This is a genomic window from Streptomyces sp. NPDC091287 (assembly GCF_044768525.1).
Taxonomy (GTDB): Bacteria; Actinomycetota; Actinomycetes; order Streptomycetales; family Streptomycetaceae; genus Streptomyces.
Window position 1 is genome coordinate 216,620 of the sequence record NZ_JBIVUV010000012.1, and the last position, 18,976, is coordinate 235,595.

The following is an 18,976-nucleotide window of genomic DNA, read 5'->3' on the forward strand; positions in this document are numbered from 1 at the left end:
TCGTGCGTCAGCTCTCCATGATGGGTCACGCGCGCGGTGCGGCCGTCGCCCAGTCGGCGATACGGGCCAGCAGGGCGTCGCCCGCCGCGTTCTCGGCGTGGCCCATCCCCCGCTCCAGCCACAGCTCCGCGCCACCGGGCCCGGCCGCCTCGGCCAGCATCCTCGGATGGTCCAGCGGGAAGTAGGGGTCCCGGTCGCCGTGCACGAGCAGCAGCGGGGCCGGGGCGATGAGCGGGACCGCGGCGACCGGGGAGAGCGGGACGGGGTCCCAGTCCGCGGTCGCGATGCGGGTACGGAGTCCGTAGCGCCCGACGAGGCGGCCCGAGGGGCGGGTGACCACCCAGTGCAGCCGGCGCATCGGGGCCGTCCCCCGGTAGTACCAGCGAGCGGGAGCGCTGACGGAGACCACCGCGTCCGAGTGCGCCCCCGCACTCCCTGTGCGCCCCGCGCGCGCCGGTACACGAACGGCTGTATGCCCCGTCAAGGTTTTCGCGGGTCCGGCCGTATACAGGGCGCCGTGCCGGAGCACCACCGAGCCGCCCATCGAGAACCCGACCGTCACCACCCGGGAGTGCCCCAGCTCCCGCGCCCAGGCCACCGCCGCGGCCAGGTCCAGCACCTCGCGGTCGCCCACCGTGGAGCGCCCGCCGGACCGCCCGTGGCCCCGGAACGAGAACGTGACCACGGCCGCACGCCGGGCGAAGACCCGTGCGGCGCGCCGCACGGCGGGGCGGTCGGCCGAGCCGGTGAACCCGTGCGCGACGACGATCGCGGGGGTCGCCGCAGGCCCCTCGAACGCTTCGCTCCCCGGCGTCCCAGCACCCGCCGTACACGGTTCGTACACCGCCTCGACCGGTACGCCGTCATCCGTCAGCAACGTGGCGAATCGTGGGGGTCGCGTGAGCAAGGGAACAGAAGAACTCGGGAATCGGCCCTCGGACGCGGAACTCATGTGGGCTATTCTGCTGCGAAGAGGATCCGGGCAATGCAGCCCCCGGGTCCTTTTGTGCTTTACCGGCGTTGTTACGACGACGTTTCCACAAGCTCAGCGGTCCCAGGGCGCGGGACCGCACCGTGAAACCCGCATGACGCATGACGCATGACGTACGAAGCAGTGCCGCATACTCCCCCGGGCCCGACCCGGGAGTGCCCCTCTCGCAGGGAACGAGGAGGACCGACGTAATGGGCGAGCGAACCGTGCACCATGATCGACCGAACCAGGCAGGTGGCCGGCGATGAGTTCACTGCTGCTTCTGACGAACGCACTCCAGCCGTCGACGGAGGTGCTCCCCGCCCTCGGGCTTCTGCTCCACAGCGTGCGGGTGGCCCCCGCCGAGGGCCCGGCCCTCGTGGACACCCCGGGTGCCGACGTGATCCTCGTCGACGGGCGGCGCGACCTCCCGCAGGTCCGCTCGCTCTGTCAGCTGCTGCGGTCCACGGGACCCGGCTGTCCGCTGATCCTCGTCGTCACCGAGGGCGGTCTCGCGGCCGTCACCGCCGACTGGGGCGTCGACGACGTCCTGCTGGACACGGCGGGACCGGCCGAGGTCGAGGCCCGGCTGCGGCTGGCCATGGGCCGCCAGCAGATCACCTCGGACGACTCCCCGATGGAGATCCGCAACGGTGATCTCTCCGTCGACGAGGCGACGTACAGCGCGAAGCTCAAGGGCCGGGTCCTGGACCTGACCTTCAAGGAATTCGAACTGCTGAAATACCTCGCCCAGCACCCGGGCCGGGTATTCACCCGCGCCCAGCTCCTCCAGGAGGTCTGGGGCTACGACTACTTCGGCGGTACGCGGACGGTCGACGTCCACGTACGGCGGCTGCGCGCCAAGCTCGGCCCCGAGCACGAGTCGCTGATCGGCACCGTGCGCAACGTCGGCTACCGCTTCGTCACGCCGGAGAAGGTCGAGCGCGCGGCGGAGGAGGCGAAGGACCGGGCCGCCGCCCAGCAGAAGGCGGCCGGCCCCGCCGCCCGTTCGGATCAGTCCCCGGCTCGCGGGGTGACGGAAGAAGCCCCGGTGGAGGCTGCCAAGAGGTAGGTCCATCCGCGTAGACTGCGGCGCGTGGCCAAGGTGACGCGGGACGATGTGGCGAGACTGGCGGGGACGTCGACCGCGGTCGTCAGCTACGTCATCAACAACGGACCCCGGCCGGTCGCCCCGGCCACGCGCGAGCGGGTGCTCGCCGCGATCAAGCAGTTGGGCTACCGGCCCGACCGCGTCGCCCAGGCCATGGCCTCGCGCCGCACGGACCTCATAGGGATGATCGTGCCGGACGCCCGGCAGCCGTTCTTCGCGGAGATGGCGCACGCGGTCGAACAGGCCGCCGCCGAGCGCGGGAAAATGGTGCTCGTCGGCAACTCCGACTACCGCGACGAGCGCGAGGTCCACTATCTGCGGGCCTTCCTCGGTATGCGCGTCTCCGGGCTGATCCTGGTCAGCCAGGGCCCCAGCGAGCGCGCCGCCGCCGAGATCGAGGCCTGGGACGCCCGGGTCGTCCTGCTGCACGAGCGCCCCGAGGCGATCGACGACGTCGCCGTCGTCACCGACGACGTGGGCGGCGCGCAGCTCGCCACCCGGCATCTGCTGGAGCACGGCAACGCGTACGTGGCCTGCCTCGGCGGCACGGAGGAGACCCCGGCGGTCGGCGACCCGGTCGCCGACCACGTCGAGGGCTGGCGACGGGCGATGCACGAGTCGGGCCGCTCCACGGAGGGCCGGCTCTTCCAGGCCCCGTACAACCGCTACGACGCCTATCAGGTGGCCCTCGGGCTGCTGGCGGGCCCGGACCGGCCCCCGGCGATCTTCTGCGCCACGGACGACCAGGCCTTCGGCGTGCTGCGGGCCGCCCGTGAGCTGCGCATCGACGTGCCGGGCGAGCTGGCGGTGGCGGGCTTCGACGACGTGAAGGAAGCCGGCCTCACCGATCCGCCGCTGACCACGGTCCACTCCGACCGCCCGGCGATGGCGCGGGCGGCGGTGGACCTGGTGCTGGACGACTCGCTCCGGGTCTCCGGGTCGCGGCGCGAACGGCTGAAGCAGTTCCCCTCCGCGCTCGTGGTCCGGCGCTCGTGCGGCTGCGGGGAGCCCCCCGCGTCCGCCTGACCGCCCGCTCTTCGGATCTTCGGCCTTTACAGCGGGCATACGCGGTTCTTCCGGGCTTCTCAGGACGTACTCAGGCCCTTCTCATCTTCGCCGCCCAGCCTGGTGGACATGACGGAGAACCTTCGCCCCAGCGGCGCGTACACCACGGACCAGGACCCGACCCCGTACGGCTACGGCACGGCGTACGACGGCGCCCCGGGCGGCTACCCGCCGCCGCCCCCGTACGCCCCCACCAACAGGCACCGGGCGAAGCGGCCGGTCGCGCTGCTGGCGGCGGTGGCGATCGCGGCGGGCGTGATCGGCGGCGGCACCGCGACCCTCGTCGGCCAGCTGAACGGCGGAGGTCCGGGAGCCACCGGCTCGGGCGGCGCGGTCAACGGCACCACCGTCTCGCAGAGCAGCAAGGGCACCGTCTCGGGAGTCGCGGAGGCGGTCTCGCCCGCGATCGTGGAGATCGGCGCGGCCTCGTCGGCGGGCAACTCCACCGGGTCGGGCGTGGTGATCACCGAGGACGGCGAGATCGTCACCAACAACCACGTCATCTCGGGCGCGCAGCAGATCCAGGTCACGCTCTCCACCGGCAAGACCTATACGGCCGACGTCGTGGGCACCGACCCCGACAAGGACCTCGCGCTCATCAAGCTCCGGGGCGCGAGCGGCCTGAAGACGGCGACGCTCGGCGACTCCTCGCAGGTCAAGGTCGGCGACCAGGTCGTGGCGATCGGCTCGCCCGAGGGGCTGACCGGCACCGTCACCAGCGGCATCGTCTCCGCGCTCGACCGGGACGTCACCGTGGCCAAGGACGACTCCGGCAGCTCGGGACAGGGGCAGGGCCAGGGCCAGGACCGGCAGGGTGGCGGTCAGCAGTGGCCGTTCGAGTTCGGGGGGCAGCAGTTCAACGGCGACACGGGCGAGGAGACGACCACGTACAAGGCGCTCCAGACCGACGCGTCGCTCAACCCCGGCAACTCCGGCGGTGCGCTGATCAACATGGACGGCGAGATCATCGGCATCAACTCCGCGATGTACGCACCGAGTTCCTCGGCGGCCGGTAGCGGTTCCGCGGCGGGCAGCGTGGGCCTCGGCTTCGCGATCCCGGTGGACACCCTCAAGGCCGACCTGGACACCCTGCGCGCGGGCGACGGTTCCTGATCCCGCCCAGCACCCCGGCCGTGCGAGGCTGAGGCGACCCCCGGCAGACCGGGCGGACCGGGTCGGGACAGAACCACGAGAAACCGGGCCGGGACGAGAACAAGAGAAGAGGAACCAGCAGCGATGAGCCCCGCCGAAGACGATCCCCAGCGCATCCTGATCGTCGACGACGAGCCGGCCGTGCGCGAGGCGCTCCAGCGCAGCCTCGCCTTCGAGGGATACGGAACACAGGTCGCGGTCGACGGGTACGACGCCCTGGCGATGGCCGAGGCCTACGCCCCCGACCTCATCGTCCTGGACATCCAGATGCCCCGGATGGACGGCCTCACCGCCGCCCGCCGTATCCGGGCCACCGGCTCCACCACGCCCATCCTCATGCTCACCGCCCGCGACACCGTCGGCGACCGGGTCACCGGTCTCGACGCGGGCGCGGACGACTACCTGGTCAAGCCGTTCGAGCTGGACGAACTGTTCGCCCGCATCCGGGCCCTGCTGCGCCGCAGCTCCTACGCCTCGGCGGCGGGCACCGACGCCCCCGACGACGACGTCCTCTCCTTCGCCGACCTGCGGATGGACCTGGCGACCCGCGAGGTCACCCGGGGCGAGCGGCGGGTCGAACTGACCCGCACCGAGTTCACACTGCTGGAGATGTTCCTGTCCCACCCGCGCCAGGTGCTGACCCGCGAGCAGATCCTCAAGGCCGTCTGGGGCTTCGACTTCGAGCCGAGCTCCAACTCCCTGGACGTGTACGTGATGTATCTGCGCCGCAAGACGGAGGCGGGCGGCGAGCCGCGCCTCGTCCACACCGTGCGCGGGGTGGGCTACGCGCTGCGCACGGGCGGGAGCGGGGAGGCGTGAGCGGTCCGGCGCCCACCGCGCACGGGCGGGAGCGGGGAGGCGTGAGCCCGGTGCGCCGGTTCCGGGCGCTGCCGCTGCGCTCCCGGCTCGCGATGCTGGTCGCGACGGCGGTCGCGGTGGCGGTCGCCGCGGTGGCCGCCGCCTGCTGGCTGACCACCCGGGACCGGCTGACCGAGCAGCTCGACACGACGCTGTCCCAGGTCAAGCCGGACGAGAACGCGATCAGGCTGCTGACGGCGTCCTGCACCAGCGGACTGCCCGGTGACCTCCAGGTCGTGACCGGCCCGTACACGATCCAGCTGGTGCCGGCCGTGGGCGCGAAGCCGTGCACGGTGCCGGGCAGGTCCGCCATCCCGATCGACGCCACCGACCGGGCCGTCGCCGCCGGAGTGCGCGAGGACGCGACGCACACCACGAGGGCCGAGGACGGTGCGGAGATGCGGGTCCACACCTCGCCCGCCCAGAACCGGCCGGGCCTCGCGGTCTCCGTGGCCGTCCCCATGGCACAGGTCACCGATCCGCTGAACCAGCTGGCCTGGGTCCTGCTCGCCGTCTCCGGCATCGGTGTCGTCGGGGCGGGCGCGGCCGGGCTGTGGATCGCGCGCGCCGGGCTCCGCCCGGTCGACGAACTCACCGAGGCCGTCGAGCACGTGGCCCGCACCGAGGACCTGACCGTACGCATCCCGGTGGACGGCGAGGACGAGATCGCCCGGCTCTCCAGCTCGTTCAACTCGATGACGGCCCAGCTCGCCTCCTCCCGCGACCGCCAGGCCCAGCTGATCGCGGACGCGGGCCACGAGCTGCGCACCCCCTTGACCTCGCTCCGGACGAACGTGGAGCTGCTGGCCCGCAGCGACGAGACGGGCCGGATGATCCCGCCGGAGGACCGCAAGGCGCTGATGGCCTCGGTGAAGGCCCAGATGACGGAGTTGGCCGCGCTGATCGGCGACCTCCAGGAACTGGCCCGCCCCGACGCGGCCGAGCCCGGCCCGCTCCAGGTGGTGGCCCTGCACGAGGTCACCCGCACCGCCCTGCGCCGTGCCCGCCTGCGCGGCCCGGAGCTGACGATCACGGAGGACCTGGCCCCCTGGTACGTACGCGCGGAACCGGCCGCCCTGGAGCGCGCGATCGTCAACGTCCTGGACAACGCGGTGAAGTTCAGCCCGCCGGGCGGCACGGTCGACGTGCGGCTGCACCGGGGCGAGCTGACGGTCCGGGACCGGGGCCCCGGCATCCCCGCCGAGGACCTCCCGCACGTCTTCGAACGCTTCTGGCGCTCCCCGACCGCCCGTCAGCTCCCCGGCTCGGGCCTGGGCCTGTCCATCGTGGCCCGTACGGTGCACCAGGCGGGCGGCTCGATCGCCCTGCGCCCGGCCCCGGACGACGGCCCCGGCACCGTGGCGGCGCTCACGCTGCCGGGGGCGCCGACGCCGCCGCCGGGGATGTGATCCCCGGGCGGCGGGCGCCGCTCACCCCGTGGGGTTGTGCCGGATCAGCGACTCGACCAGGCCGGACCGCTGGTTCGGGTAGTCCAGCGGGACGATGCCGAGCCCCGTCCACCCTGCGGTCTCCGCGCGCTCCAGGAAGGAGTGCACCTGCGGGTTGAGCCGGTCGGCGTTCCAGCGGGGCGGCATCAGGGCCGCGGTGGACACGTAGTTCATGAAGAACTTGCCCGGCTGCTGGGCCGCCCTGCGGAACTGGGCCTCGATCTTGGGGTACTTGGCGAACGGCTCCGCCATGTAGTCGTCCTGGATGTCGAAGAGGGCCTGGTCCCCGTACCGCACCCCGGGCAGCCCGCCGTTGTCCGCGAGCAGCACCACCTTGCCCCGGGCTCCGCCGAGGTCGGGCAGGGTGGCGTCGAGGCGGAACAGCGACCGCCAGCCGCGTACGTCCAGGTAGTCGTCGAAGACCGCCCGGAACGCGGTGTCGCTCTCCGAGGAGTGCTCCTGCTTGACCCGCATCAGCACGGTCTCGGTCGGCCGCGCGGCCAGGAACTCCCGGCAGGCGACGAGGACGTCGCCGAACATCATGTTCTGGAACGAGGCCCCGTGGTGGATCGCGAACGAGCCGTCGATGAGCCGGCACCGTACGTCGAGGAAGCGGATGCCGCTGTCCAGCTGCTGGGCGATCGTGGTGTTCTGGCACTCCGACCAGGGCCCGCCGAACCGGGCCCCCGAGTCGTGCGTGCCCGGGATCGTGAGCCGCCGGAGCGCGGTGCCGTCGGGCAGGGCGGCCATCCAGTCCCGCGTCCCCCGGATCGCCCGGCCGGTCTCCCGCGTGACGGCGACGGCGGGCGCCGCGCCGACGATCGCGGTGGCGGAGACGGCGAGGGCGCCGGCCAGGAAGCCCCGGCGGGAGGGCCGGGACAGGGGCTCGGGCGTGCGCGCGGGGCTGGGGCTGGACATACGGGGTGCCTCCAAGGGCCGTGGGGGGTAGGGGGTTTTGGCCCCCTGGGCCCTTGGATTCTGACGGGCACACGTCACCTCTGGAAGAGGTCGGGCGCCCCCGGCCTCTTCCAGAGGTGGCCCCCGGCCCCGCTCCCGGCTCAGCCCGCGTGCTGGTACGAGGGATAGGTGACGTACCCCGTGTCACCCCCCTGGAAATACGTCGCCTCGTCCTCCGGGGCGATCGGCAGCCCGGCGCGCATCCGCTCGACCAGGTCCGGGTTGGCGATGAAGGCCCGGCCGAAGCTGATGAGATCGGCACCCAGCCCGAGCCAGCGGTCCGCGTCCGGACGCCCGGCGCGCTCGGCCCCCATCGGCAGCACCGGGTTCATGATCAGCGTGCCGGGCCACGCACGGCGCAGGGCGACCAGCACGTCGTCGTCGACCGTCGCCTCCAGGTGCACGTAGGCCGGCTCCAGGCGCGCCAACTCCGCCAGCAGTACGGCGTAGAGCTCGGGGACGTCCCGCTCCTCGACGCCCCAGAACGTCCCGCCCGGCGAGAGCCGGATGCCGGTCCTGGCCGCGCCCACGGCGTCGACGGTCGCCGCCATCGCGTCGACGGCGAACCGCACCCGGTTGGCGAGGGACCCGCCGTACCGGTCGGTGCGGAGGTTCGCGTTCGAGGAGAGGAACTGGGAGATCAAGTAGCCGTTGGCGCCGTGGAGTTCGACGCCGTCGAACCCGGCGTCGACCGCCCGGCGGGCAGCCGACGCGTAGGACTCGGCGTGCTCGGGCACCTCGGCGGTCTCCAGGGCGCGCGGCACCGGCACGGGCTGCGGGCCCGTCGGGGTGAACACCTCGCCGACCGCCGCGACGGCGGAGGGCCCGACCGGCCGCAGTCCGGTGGTGTCCGGGTGCGAGACCCGGCCGCCGTGCATGATCTGGGCGAAGATCCGGCCTCCGTTGGCGTGCACCGCGGCGGTCACCGGCCGCCACGAGGCGACCTGCTCGTCGGTGTGGAGTCCCGGCGTACCGGGGTTGGACTGCCCCACCAGGCTCGGCTGCACCCCCTCGCTCACGATGAGCCCGGCGGACGCCCGCTGCGCGTAGTACGTGGCCATCGACGGTGTCGCCAGCCCTCCGGCGACCGCCCGGACGCGGCTCATCGGCGCCATCACCACCCGGTTGGGCAGCCGCAGGTCACCGAGGCGGTAGCTGTCGAAAAGGCTCTGGTTCATAGCGCGAATCTCCTGGCTCCATCAGATCCGTAGCACCCGTGAACCGGGTACGGCGCTACGCTAAAACCTGACATCAATGTGAGGGGCAAGCCCGCCCGCACGGAGATCCCACCCACACGGAGATCCCACCCGTACGGAGATCCCGTCGGCGAGGAGCAGGAGGGACACGCATGCGCATCGGAGAGCTCGCGGCCGTCACGGGGGCCAGCGTCCGGTCCCTGCGCTACTACGAGGAGCAGCGGCTCCTGACGAGCAGCCGCAGCCCGAGCGGCCAGCGGCACTACACCCCCGCCGAGGTCGAGCGGGTCCACTTCATCCAGCGGCTCTACGCCGCCGGCCTGTCCAGCCGCACCATCACGGAGCTGCTGCCCTGCGTCGACGCGCCCAGCGAGGAGACCTCCGACGCGGCGATGGAGCGGATGGAGCAGGAGCGGGAGCGGCTCTCCGCGCACATCGACGACCTCCGCTCCACCCGGGACGCCCTGGACGCCCTGATGGCCGTCAACCGGGCCCACCGCGGCACGCTGCACCCGGGGGCGGCGCAAAGTGTCCGCGACAAAGACGGAGCGGGGCGTCTTTCTTAACGGAAAACAGCGGAAGAATATATTCAGCGCGGCTGTTTCCGAAATTCCCGGGTCGCCCTGAAAACCCTTACCGGAGATCTCGAACTGGCCTTAACCTGGGGCCACTTCGGGGTTCCCGGCACGCGAGCGAGCGGCAGCCGGACCCTTTCTCTCCACTCTCCGCGCATTCCGGAATCCGGAATGCTAGGCAAATGAAAAGCGAGGAAGACCTGTGCGACGCATGACCCCCGCTCTCCTTACCCTGAGCGCCCTGCTGACCGCCTCCGTCCTGGCGGCCCCGGCGGCCGGAGCCGCCCCGCACAACGACCGCGCGGCCGGCGCCTCGGCGAGCGAAGTCTCCGCAGGTGACGTCCCCGCGGGCTGGGAGAAGGTGAACGGCGACGACCTGGCACACATCGCCGAGTCGACCGACAGACAGCCGTCCCTGTCCGCCTCCGGCAGGAGCGCCGCCGCCCCGGCCGACGAGTCCGGCCCCATGGCAATCAAGTCGGTGCGCAACGGCAGGTTCGCGGTCACCGAGGTCAATTACGCCGAGCCCAACACCGGTGCGGTGCGCGCCCGTTCCACCCATGTCTTCGGCGCCTGGGAGAGCTTCGCGTTCGAGTGGGACGAGGCCAGCCAGACCATCGCCCTCAAGTCCCTTGCGAACAACCGCTACGTGGCGGTCGAAAAGAACTTCACCGGCCAGGCGCAGAACGTGCTGCGGGCCCGTTCGACGACTGCGGGCGGGTGGGAGCGGTTCGTGCTCTACCACAACGAGGACCTGAACCTCTACGCGCTCCGGTCCACCCTGAACAACCTCTTCGTCGCGATGGAGAACAGCTACACGGGTTCGCTCCAGTACACGCTGCGCGCCCGCTCCGCCGACGTCACCGGCTCCTGGGAGCAGTTCGACCTGTACAACATCGTCGGCTGACCACGCCCGCCCGCGCCCCGGCCTCCCTCAGCACCCGGACGGAGGCCGGGTCGCGGAGCGCGCCCGGACCACGCCGTTCTGGCGGTCGAAGTCGAAGCGTGCCCGCACGAGGCCGGCCACGAAGCCGGTACGTGTCGTAAGGGCGGTGTCGACCAGATGGGCGGCCACATCGCGCACCGTCCACCCCGCGCAGAGCGACGGTGTCTCCCACTGCCCGGGCTCCAGTCGCGCGAGGTCCTCGATCAGCGCGGCGCGCTCGGCGTGCACCATGCGCCAGATCCCGCGCTTCGTGTCGCTCTCCACGGCTGCCTCCACGCGAACCGGTAACCACATCTGCCGTATGAGACCGGGGGCGCCACCGAAGCTCATCGCATCACCGACCACCGGAAATGGATCAAGAAAGGTGATCTTGTCCAACTGTGTCATGACTTCGTAACAGCGCGCCGACAGCACAACTCCAACGTGTCACGACCTATCCAACAGGACGTGACCCACACCACTTCAAGGGGTGGGGATCCGGGCGCCGGACCAGGCGTCCCGCCATGACCGTTCGAGAAACCGGGGAACGACATGACCAACATCCGACGCGCATCGGCCATCGGCGCCGCCGTCACCGCCACCGCCTGCGCAGCGATCGCCCTCGCCCCGGCCGCCGCGGCCGCGCCGAAGGCCGCGGCACCGAAGGCCGCCGCTGCCGCGAAGTACAACGGCGCCTGCGGCGGCGGCTACTCCGTGGTGAACTCCGCGCAGATCGGCACCAAGGGCACGGTTTTCCTCACGTACAACTCCGCCACCGGCAAGAACTGCGTGGTGACCGTCCGCACCACGCCCGGAAAGGCCGTGCACATGACGGCCTCGCTCGGCTTCGCCTCGCCCACCACGACGGTCACGGACACGGGGTACTACACCACGTACGCGGGACCGGTCTATCTCGACGCACGCGGTCTGTGCGTGACGTGGCGCGGCGAGATCTCCGGCGAGGTGGCGGGCAAGAACGGCACCAACTGCGGCTCGCTGGCGGCGAACCGGCGCTGATCCCGCGCGTTCGGCATCCGGGCCGTCCTAGCGTGACGCCCCGCACAGGCAGCATCCCGGGGGCAGGACGGGCAGCAGGTGCCGGGCAGCCACGGAGAACGCGAGGTACGGGCGTACGGTCCACTCCGTCCACCGGTCCCCGTGCCCGAGCGAGAACCCGCAGGTCCGCCCCCGGTGCAGGGCGGCGATCGCCCGCACGCGGCCTCCCTCGTCAATCCGCTCCCGGGCCTCCCGACGTGCGTCGGGGGCCATGGTCTCCGCGACAGCCCGCGCTTCCGCCTGGAACAGCCGGATCGCCTCGGTCGCGGTGGGCACGGAGTACCGCACGAAGGCGTCGGGGGCGCTGCCGCGTAACAAGGGGTACGTGGAGCGCTCGCACCAGTAGGCGTGCAGGGCGGAGCCTTCGGGCCGCGTCGGATCGGGATCGGGGTCGCACACGGCACAGCCTCCAGACGTAGCACCGGAAGCGCCCCCAGGCCACGGCCGGCGTGACGAGCTGCGACGAGGGGGCGCCCCGGTTCGACGCTCCCCCAACGGGCGCAGACGGCAGGGGAGTTGGCCGCCGATGAGTACGGCGGCACAGCAGGAAGCTAGCGTGTGAAGCCGACCCGTTTCAAGTGTTTGACGTCTAACGGGTGAGGTGCAAATCTGTGCGGCGCGACAGAAAACACGGGCGGCCCCCACCTGCGCCGGTGGGGGCCGCCCGCTGCCCAAGCATGGAAGCTCAGGCCAAGTCGTCGAACTCGCCTTCCTTCGCACCGCCCAGGAACGCCCGGAGCTTGGCGCGCGTGGTACGGACGATCACGTCGGGATTGTCGCTCTCGCGAAGCAGGATCTCACCGCCGTGCTCAGCGAGTTCCAGACAGTCGGAGCCCTCCGCATTTGAGGACTTCGATGACTTGCGCCACTGGATTTCCACCATTCTCACGCCTTCATACTTGTTTTGCGATTCCGCGAATGAAGTCTCGCGAGCTCTCCGGGTCGAGAGATCTCTCCTCAGTTCGGTCCAGCGCGACTCGCCAGTTCTCCAGACTCGTCTCCGAATCCAGAAAACCCGACCCGGTCGAGGTATCCGTCTGGACAGTGTCGAGCTGCGGAACGACACCGTAGACGTAGTGTGCCGAACTGCTGGCGTACGGGAAACCGCCTGCCGCGAAGGGGATCGCGCGGATGACGACGTTCTCCCGGTCCGACTGACGCAGCAGGTGGTCAAGTTGACTGCGGGCAACCGACGTACCGCCGTAGGTCATCCGCAGCGCCGCCTCGTGGATCAGGAACGTACAAGAGGTCAGTTCGACCCGGTCGAGTACGTCGCGACGCCTCAGCCGATGCGACAGCTGGCGCCTCTGGCGGGCGGGGGTGGGCGGCGGCACACTCTCCGCGAAGACTGCGCGTGCGTAATCCTCGGTCTGGAGCAGGCCGGGCATATACATGATCTGTACTGATCTGATGCCGACCGCGTGATATTCCAGCTCGGCCAGATCGAGAGCATCACTGGCGAGGTGCCCCCGATAGTCCTCCCACCAGCCGTTTATGCGCTCCGTGGCCATTTCGGCGAGCGCCTCGACATAGGCATGGTCGGGACATCCATAGTGGCCGGCCCAGGCGCGGACACGTTCGGCGCTCACACCGAACCTTCCGGATTCGATGTTGCTGATGGTGGTGCGGTCCGTACCGAGCATCGCCGCCGCTCCGGTGAGCGACAGCCCAGTGTGCTCACGAACCCGACGCAGCTCGGTACCCAGTCGACGCTGACGCGCCGTGGGCGCCTTCCTCGATGGCATCGGCCCTCCTCTTGTCGGGTCCCAGTGTGGACCCCCACTCTCCAGGCATCCAACTGGTCGAGCATTTTATGAGAAGACGTCTAACGCGTTAGACAATGCGCTACGGTTCGTCACAGCACCGCGCTTCACCTCGTACCCGAAGTGCAGTCGCTTCGCCGCGCGTTGACACGTGTGGCGACGCGGCCATCGCCACGGGCGGGCGCAGCGCAACCGTTCACCGAACCGGACCGCACAGGGAGACCGACATGACCGCTGCCACCCCAACTCCCGTACAACCGAACCCGCTCGGCGGCGAGGTCTATCGGCTCACCCTGCCGAACACCGCGAGCGCCCCACGCATCGCGCGGGACTTCGTCACCTCGCTGCTGGAGGTCAGCCGGCACCTCGGGCTGGTCGACGACGCCCGGATCTGTGTGACCGAGCTGGTCACCAACGCCCACCGCCACACCGGTACGCCACTGATCCGGGTCCACGCGGCCGTCAACCGGAAGCGGGTCACCGTCACCGTCGCGGATGAGGGCAGCCCGCTCACCGGCGCGCTCGGCGCACTGCGGGCAAGCCCGGAGGCGGAGGGCGGGCGAGGGCTCGTCCTGGTGGAGAGCCTGGCGCTGGCCTGGGGGACGCGCGGCGGCGATCGCCGGCACCCCGGGCGCAAGGCCGTCTGGTTCACGCTCGGGCGACCGGAGCCGAGGCCGTGAGCGTCACTCCGTGGGGCTTCGCGGTGGCGGCCCTCGTTCTCGGCGCGCTCGCCGCCGGGGTCACCCTCGCGCCGGGGCCGAGAGATGGGCCTGGGCAGCGTCGAGATGACCACGGGTCTTCCGCACCGTGTGGTGGGGATGGTTCGCGTTGGCCACGCTGAACTGCCGTAACGGTCCGATGCGGACTTCGGTCGGGACGGGCTTGACCTTGACGCTGGGTCAACCCTCCACCCTCTGGGAGGAGCTTCCGAGCATTCGCTTGGAACAGCCCCACGAGGGAGGAAGACGACCATGACAGTCCCATCGATCGCCGGACCGGCGATTAGCGTGCAAGGTCTCAAGAAGTCGTACGGGAAGCTCGAAGTGCTGCGCGGTGTGGACTTCGACGTGGCGCCGGGCAGCATCTTCGCCCTGCTCGGTTCCAACGGGGCGGGCAAGACCACGACCGTGAGGATTCTCGCCACGCTCCTGAAGGCCGACGCGGGGGCGGCGAGCGTCAATGGCTTCGACGTTGCCACGCAACCGGCGAATGTGCGGGAGTCCATCAGTCTCACCGGACAGTTCGCGGCCGTCGACGAGATCCTCACCGGCCGGGAGAACCTCGCCCTCGTCGCCAGGCTGCGCCACGTCAAGGACCCCGAAGCGATCGCGGATGACCTGCTGAGGCGATTCTCGCTGAGTGAGGCGGGCGCGCGGAGAGTGTCCACGTATTCGGGTGGGATGCGCCGCCGACTGGACATCGCGATGAGCCTCATCGGGAGTTCGCCGGTGATCTTCCTGGACGAGCCGACGGCCGGTCTTGATCCCGAGGCGCGGATCGAGGTGTGGGAGGCGGTCAAGGAGCTTGCCGGTCACGGAACGACGGTGCTGCTCACCACGCAGTATCTGGACGAGGCCGAGCAGCTGGCCGACCGGATCGCGATCCTCCACCAGGGTCGGATCATCGTGAACGGCACTCTCGCCGAGCTCAAGCAGCTCTTCCCACCCGCCAAGGTCGAGTACGTCGAGAAACAGCCGACTCTCGAGGAGATCTTCCTCGCAGTCGTCGGCAGCGGCGACAAGAGCGACATCACCGGCACGACACCTGGGGGACGAGGATGACCACGTACTTCTTCAGCGACACTGTCGCGCTCACGGGGCGGACCCTGCGCCATGTCACGCGCAGCATGGACACCATCATCACGACCGCCATCACGCCGGTCGCCATGATGTTGATGTTCGTCTACGTGTTCGGCGGCGCCATTGATACCGGGTCGGTTTCGTACGTGAACTACATGCTGCCCGGCATCCTGCTCATGACCATCGCATCGGGCGTCTCCTACACCGCGTTCCGGCTGTTCACCGATGTGAAGAGCGGCATCTTCGAACGATTCCAGTCCATGCCGATCGCGCGGTCGGGTGTGCTGTGGGCCCACGTCGCCACCTCTCTGGTCGCCAACCTGATCGCTCTCGTGCTCGTGGCGGGCGTCGCGGTGCTCATGGGCTTCCGCTCAGGGGCAGGAGTGTCGGCGTGGCTCGCGGTCACCGGCATCCTGCTTCTGTTCACCCTGGCGCTGACGTGGCTCGCCGTGATCCCCGGGCTCTCCGCGTCGACGGTCGAGGGCGCCGGCGCGTTCGCCTACCCCCTCATCTTCCTGCCGTTCGTCAGCTCGGCGTTCGTGCCCACGAAGACGATGCCCGGCCCGGTGCGCTGGTTCGCCGAACATCAGCCGGTGACGTCGATCGTCAACACGATCCGCGACCTGTTCGCCCAGCGGCCGGTCGGTGACGACATCTGGACCGCCCTCGCGTGGTGCGTCGGCATCCTCGTCGTGGCGTACGTCTTCGCGATGGCCGCCTACCGCCGGAAGATCGCCTGAGGCAGGCTGAGACCCATGCTCACCATCAGCCAGCTCGCGGCGTACGCCGGGGTGACGGTGCGGGCGGTACGCCACTACCACCGGATCGGGTTGCTGCCGGAGGCCGAGCGGGACCGGTCCGGATACCGGACCTACGACGCTGTCGCGGTCGTGCGACTGATCCGGATTCGCACCCTCGCAGACGCCGGCGTGCCGCTGGCTCGGGTCCAGGAACTCCTCGCCGCCGGCCCGGAGGAGTTCGCCGGCGGCGTCCAGGAGATCGACCAGGCCCTGCGCGCCGAGATCCGTCGGCTGCAGAACACTCGCAGCCGACTCGCCCGCCTTGCCGCCGGAGAGCACCTGGCGCTCCCGCAGAGTGTCGTGGACTACCTCGACCGGCTGCGCGGTCTCGGCGTCGAGGAGCGGTACATCGAGATGGAGCGGGACGCCTGGATCATGATCGCCGCCCAGGTGCCGCATGCGATCGACTCCGTGATCGCCAAGAAGCACGAGGAGCTGGACGACCCCGACATGGTGAAGCTCTACAGCCTGCTCAGCGGGGCACTCGACTGGCCGGCCAACGATCCGCGGGTCGTTGAGGTCGCCGACATCATGGAGCGCTTGATGATGCGCGCGGTGGACGCCGGCGAGACGGGTGCCGATGACGGCATCGACGACCAGTTCGTCGACCTGCTGGACTCCACGACGGCCGGCTCCTCACCGCACGCCGCTCGGCTGTTGGCGATCCTGGAGGAGCGGGGCTGGAGGGGCTGGACCCGCATCGAGCGAGTGCCTGCCGACAGGCTCAACCCTGAGCCGCCGCCATCGTGAAGGCAAGAATGCCTGCGCCCGCGTCACAGCGGTCCCGGACGGTGTCCGCATCGCCAAGGCGTTGCCGCTCCAGGTGGATGACCGCCGATAGACCGCCGACCGGACCGAGCGCCACCGCGACCTGGTGATCAAGCAGGTCACCGACTCCACGACGATCGACGGCACCACCGAGATCGAGACCGAGGTGTCCGACCCGCACGCCATGGCCGAGATCCTCCGCACCATCGGCCTGCGCGTAGTCCGCTACCAGGAGAACTACCGTGAGGAATGGCGCCTGGGCGAAGTCGCCTTCGACTTCGATACCTGGCCCCGCGCCCTGGCAGAGGTTCCCGGACCACTGCCCGCCTCCGGCGTGATCCACATCGTCATCCCGCACACCGACCGCTTCACCGTCGTCGGCAACCACCTCGCCCAGCATCCCGACCTCAGCTGCACCGCGATCGGCATCGCCGTACGCATCCAGTCGCTGCCCCAGGGCGTGGAAGTGAGCATCAAGGCACTCGCCGCCCGGTGCCGGGAAGGCGAGAAGCGCATCGCGGCCGGCCTGCGCGAACTGGAAGCCCTCGGCTACCTGCAACGCGTCCGGGAACGACTGCCCAGCGGCCGGGTCATCACCCGCACGGTCTTCTGCAACCAGCCCACCGCGCTGCTGCACCCCCGCAGCCCGGCAGCCGCACCGACACCGCCCCAACCACCCACGCCCGTACCCGCACCGGCACCGGCGACCGGACAGCCCATGCCTCCCGAGCCGCCCGAGTTGCCCGGACCGTCCGAGACGCCCGCACCGGAAGCGCCCGCACCCCTCCCCGTACCGTCCGGGCCGCCGCAGGCCTCACCCTCCGTACCGCTACCGCCCCCACTCTTCGTACCGCTGGTCCCGCCCCCGACCGCACACACCGCACACACCGAAGCGAAGACGCACGAACTGCCGCCGCCTGACCTGGCGGGCGCGGCCGCACGGGCAGCACGGGCAGCCCGGCCGCATGGCTTTCGTCACAGCGAAAAGTTGGAATCCGAGGGCAACTGCGCGCTTTGGTGGCGTCTGTCCGATCCAAGGGGCGCCGTCCCGCCCCCGGGGCCCGGCATAATCCCCCGCCCCGCTCACAGGATCCCCATACGATCGGCACAGGTCGCCCGCGTGATCGTTCCGCCGTGGCAGCCGCCCCTCAGCGTTTTCCGCCGTTCGGACCCGACCCAAGGGATCATGTGAAGATTCGCCGCGCTCTCGCCACCGCCGTCGCCGCCGCCGTGACCGCCCCCGTCGTGCTGCTCTCCGTCACCCCCGCGTTCGCCGACACCAAGCCGGTGACGCAGACGCAGAACAAGTCGAGCAAGCCGACCATCAAGGAACTGGAGGCGGCCGCCGCCGCGGCGCAGAAGGCGTACGAAGAGGCCGTCAAGGCTCGTGACAAGGCCCAGATCACGGTGCGGAGGACTCTCGAGGAACTGTCCCAGGACAGCCACCCCCTCATGGTCGCCGCCAACGCCGCCAAGGAGGCCGCGAAGGACGCCGCAGCCGCGAAGGACGCCGCCGACAAGGCGGTGACCGATGCGAAGGCCGCCCTCGACGCCCTGCCCGCCGACGCCACCGAGGAGCAGAAGACCGCCGCGGCGACCGCTCTCTCCGAGGCCGAGGCGACCGCGGCGACGGCTGCCACCGCCAAGACCGCCGCCGACACCAAGGCCGCCGACGCCCGCGATGCGGTCAGCGACGCACGGATCGAGGCGTTCCGCGTCGCCGGCGTGGCCGACAAGGCCCTCGATGACGCGCTCGCCGCGAAGATCGCGGCCGACGCGGCGCTCGCCAAGGCCAAGAAGGAGGCGGAGGAGGAGGTCGACGAGGGCGAGGACTGCGAGCCCGAGAACGACCTCACCGCCGTGGTGACCGGACTGCCGACCGAGCTCGTCGCCGGGACGACCACCGCCTTCTCCCTCCGGGTGACCAACGGCTCCGACCGGCACATGGACGAGATCATCGCCTACACCGGAGTCCACGCGACCGACAGGACCGGTCTCAAGGACACGGGCAAGTTCTTCCGCCTCCAGTGGTCCACCGAGTCGTCCCCGAAGTGGAAGAACGTCAAGGACGACTACATCGACGCCGTCGGCGCGCTGAAGCCCGGCGCCCGGGCCGACCTGAAGATGCGCCTCACCCTCGACAAGGCCACCCCGGCCGGCAACGGTGTCGCCTTCATCGCGGCCGACTTCTACAACAAGGACGGCTCCTGCGGCGGGACGGTCGGCGCGGACATGTACGAGTTCGACGTCAAGGCCGCCGGCAGCAAGCCCGGCAAGACCGAGGACGCCAAGCCCAAGCCCGCCACGTCCACGAAGCCCGGCGGCAACGGCTCCGGCCACCAGCCGCAGGGCTCGACGTCGGGCACCCCGGCGAAGACCGGCACGGACGGCAGCCTCGCCGCCACCGGTTCGTCCTCTGCCACCACCTCGATCGCTCTCGCGGGCGGCGCGGCCGTGGTGCTCGGCGCGGCGGCGGTGTTCGTCGTCCGTCGCCGTAAGGCCGGTTCCGGCGCCTGACGGTAGCTCAAGAAAC

General features: G+C 70.7%; 21 protein-coding genes and 1 pseudogene. 15 read left to right on the forward strand and 7 right to left on the reverse strand.

Annotated elements, in window-relative coordinates; translation table 11 throughout:
* Positions 1-25 precede the first annotated feature (25 nt).
* Positions 26-952 carry an alpha/beta hydrolase family protein gene (locus ACIQRW_RS21930; RefSeq protein WP_403762808.1) on the reverse strand — a complete coding sequence of 309 codons (927 nt, stop codon included), beginning with the start codon at positions 950-952 and terminating at the stop codon, positions 26-28.
* A 283-nt stretch (positions 953-1,235) separates the two neighbouring features.
* Here ACIQRW_RS21930 and ACIQRW_RS21935 point away from each other — a divergent pair, with 283 nt between their 5' ends.
* From ACIQRW_RS21935 to ACIQRW_RS21955, 5 genes are all read left to right on the forward strand, one after another.
* Complete coding sequence (locus ACIQRW_RS21935) at positions 1,236-2,042, forward strand: response regulator transcription factor (protein ID WP_403762811.1); 807 nt, start codon at positions 1,236-1,238, stop codon at positions 2,040-2,042.
* Positions 2,043-2,066: 24 nt separating this feature from the next.
* On the forward strand, positions 2,067-3,107 hold the full coding sequence (locus ACIQRW_RS21940) for a LacI family DNA-binding transcriptional regulator (RefSeq protein ID WP_215110868.1): 1,041 nt from the start codon (positions 2,067-2,069) through the stop codon (positions 3,105-3,107).
* A 108-nt stretch (positions 3,108-3,215) separates the two neighbouring features.
* Entirely contained in the window at positions 3,216-4,259 is a 1,044-nt protein-coding gene (locus tag ACIQRW_RS21945) for a S1C family serine protease (protein ID WP_403762814.1), read from the forward strand.
* Between the two features lie 123 nt (positions 4,260-4,382).
* Positions 4,383-5,117, forward strand: a complete 735-nt coding sequence (locus ACIQRW_RS21950; RefSeq protein ID WP_403762817.1) for a response regulator transcription factor — start codon at positions 4,383-4,385, stop codon at positions 5,115-5,117.
* 92 nt (positions 5,118-5,209) lie between these two features.
* Complete coding sequence (locus ACIQRW_RS21955; RefSeq protein ID WP_403762986.1) at positions 5,210-6,565, forward strand: ATP-binding protein; 1,356 nt, start codon at positions 5,210-5,212, stop codon at positions 6,563-6,565.
* Between the two features lie 21 nt (positions 6,566-6,586).
* On the opposite strand, the gene ACIQRW_RS21960 is transcribed toward ACIQRW_RS21955, so the two are convergent.
* Both ACIQRW_RS21960 and ACIQRW_RS21965 read right to left on the reverse strand, forming a co-directional pair.
* Positions 6,587-7,522, reverse strand: a complete 936-nt coding sequence (locus ACIQRW_RS21960; protein ID WP_403762820.1) for a phosphatidylinositol-specific phospholipase C domain-containing protein — start codon at positions 7,520-7,522, stop codon at positions 6,587-6,589.
* A 140-nt stretch (positions 7,523-7,662) separates the two neighbouring features.
* A complete protein-coding gene (locus ACIQRW_RS21965) occupies positions 7,663-8,739 on the reverse strand; it encodes an alkene reductase (RefSeq protein WP_403762823.1) in 1,077 nt (358 codons plus the stop codon).
* 170 nt (positions 8,740-8,909) lie between these two features.
* Here ACIQRW_RS21965 and ACIQRW_RS21970 point away from each other — a divergent pair, with 170 nt between their 5' ends.
* Entirely contained in the window at positions 8,910-9,323 is a 414-nt protein-coding gene (locus ACIQRW_RS21970; protein WP_403762826.1) for a MerR family transcriptional regulator, read from the forward strand.
* Positions 9,324-9,543: 220 nt separating this feature from the next.
* Positions 9,544-10,239, forward strand: a complete 696-nt coding sequence (locus ACIQRW_RS21975; protein WP_403762829.1) for a fascin domain-containing protein — start codon at positions 9,544-9,546, stop codon at positions 10,237-10,239.
* 48 nt (positions 10,240-10,287) lie between these two features.
* Here the strand turns inward: ACIQRW_RS21975 and ACIQRW_RS21980 are convergent.
* Positions 10,288-10,542: pseudogene (locus ACIQRW_RS21980) on the reverse strand (maleylpyruvate isomerase family mycothiol-dependent enzyme); the annotation flags it as partial.
* A gap of 267 nt (positions 10,543-10,809) precedes the next feature.
* Here ACIQRW_RS21980 and ACIQRW_RS21985 point away from each other — a divergent pair.
* Positions 10,810-11,274, forward strand: a complete 465-nt coding sequence (locus tag ACIQRW_RS21985) for a spore-associated protein A (protein WP_403762831.1) — start codon at positions 10,810-10,812, stop codon at positions 11,272-11,274.
* A 27-nt stretch (positions 11,275-11,301) separates the two neighbouring features.
* Here the strand turns inward: ACIQRW_RS21985 and ACIQRW_RS21990 are convergent, their stop codons facing one another.
* Positions 11,302-11,472 carry a hypothetical protein gene (locus ACIQRW_RS21990; protein WP_403762834.1) on the reverse strand — a complete coding sequence of 57 codons (171 nt, stop codon included), beginning with the start codon at positions 11,470-11,472 and terminating at the stop codon, positions 11,302-11,304.
* Between the two features lie 52 nt (positions 11,473-11,524).
* On the opposite strand from ACIQRW_RS21990, the gene ACIQRW_RS21995 reads away from it, so the two are divergent.
* On the forward strand, positions 11,525-11,659 hold the full coding sequence (locus ACIQRW_RS21995) for a hypothetical protein (protein WP_403762837.1): 135 nt from the start codon (positions 11,525-11,527) through the stop codon (positions 11,657-11,659).
* A gap of 339 nt (positions 11,660-11,998) precedes the next feature.
* Here the strand turns inward: ACIQRW_RS21995 and ACIQRW_RS22000 are convergent, their stop codons facing one another.
* Both ACIQRW_RS22000 and ACIQRW_RS22005 read right to left on the reverse strand, forming a co-directional pair.
* Positions 11,999-12,196 (reverse strand): DUF397 domain-containing protein, encoded by a 198-nt coding sequence (locus ACIQRW_RS22000; protein WP_397746932.1) that lies wholly within the window; start codon positions 12,194-12,196, stop codon positions 11,999-12,001.
* Positions 12,197-12,206: 10 nt separating this feature from the next.
* On the reverse strand, positions 12,207-13,058 hold the full coding sequence (locus tag ACIQRW_RS22005; RefSeq protein ID WP_403762840.1) for a helix-turn-helix domain-containing protein: 852 nt from the start codon (positions 13,056-13,058) through the stop codon (positions 12,207-12,209).
* Positions 13,059-13,303: 245 nt separating this feature from the next.
* Between ACIQRW_RS22005 and ACIQRW_RS22010 the strand changes: the two genes are divergently transcribed.
* From ACIQRW_RS22010 to ACIQRW_RS22035, 6 genes are all read left to right on the forward strand, one after another.
* Positions 13,304-13,756 carry an ATP-binding protein gene (locus ACIQRW_RS22010; protein WP_403762843.1) on the forward strand — a complete coding sequence of 151 codons (453 nt, stop codon included), beginning with the start codon at positions 13,304-13,306 and terminating at the stop codon, positions 13,754-13,756.
* Positions 13,757-14,047: 291 nt separating this feature from the next.
* On the forward strand, positions 14,048-14,857 hold the full coding sequence (locus tag ACIQRW_RS22015) for an ABC transporter ATP-binding protein (protein ID WP_403762846.1): 810 nt from the start codon (positions 14,048-14,050) through the stop codon (positions 14,855-14,857).
* Entirely contained in the window at positions 14,854-15,615 is a 762-nt protein-coding gene (locus ACIQRW_RS22020; protein WP_403762849.1) for an ABC transporter permease, read from the forward strand. Before ACIQRW_RS22015 ends, ACIQRW_RS22020 begins: the two co-directional genes overlap by 4 nt.
* A 15-nt stretch (positions 15,616-15,630) precedes the next feature.
* Complete coding sequence (locus ACIQRW_RS22025) at positions 15,631-16,425, forward strand: MerR family transcriptional regulator (protein ID WP_403762852.1); 795 nt, start codon at positions 15,631-15,633, stop codon at positions 16,423-16,425.
* A 124-nt stretch (positions 16,426-16,549) separates the two neighbouring features.
* A complete protein-coding gene (locus ACIQRW_RS22030; RefSeq protein ID WP_403762854.1) occupies positions 16,550-17,635 on the forward strand; it encodes a hypothetical protein in 1,086 nt (361 codons plus the stop codon).
* On the forward strand, positions 17,632-18,960 hold the full coding sequence (locus tag ACIQRW_RS22035; protein WP_403762856.1) for an LPXTG cell wall anchor domain-containing protein: 1,329 nt from the start codon (positions 17,632-17,634) through the stop codon (positions 18,958-18,960). The genes ACIQRW_RS22030 and ACIQRW_RS22035 overlap by 4 nt, the downstream gene beginning before the upstream one ends.
* The last annotated feature ends 16 nt before the right edge of the window (positions 18,961-18,976 follow it).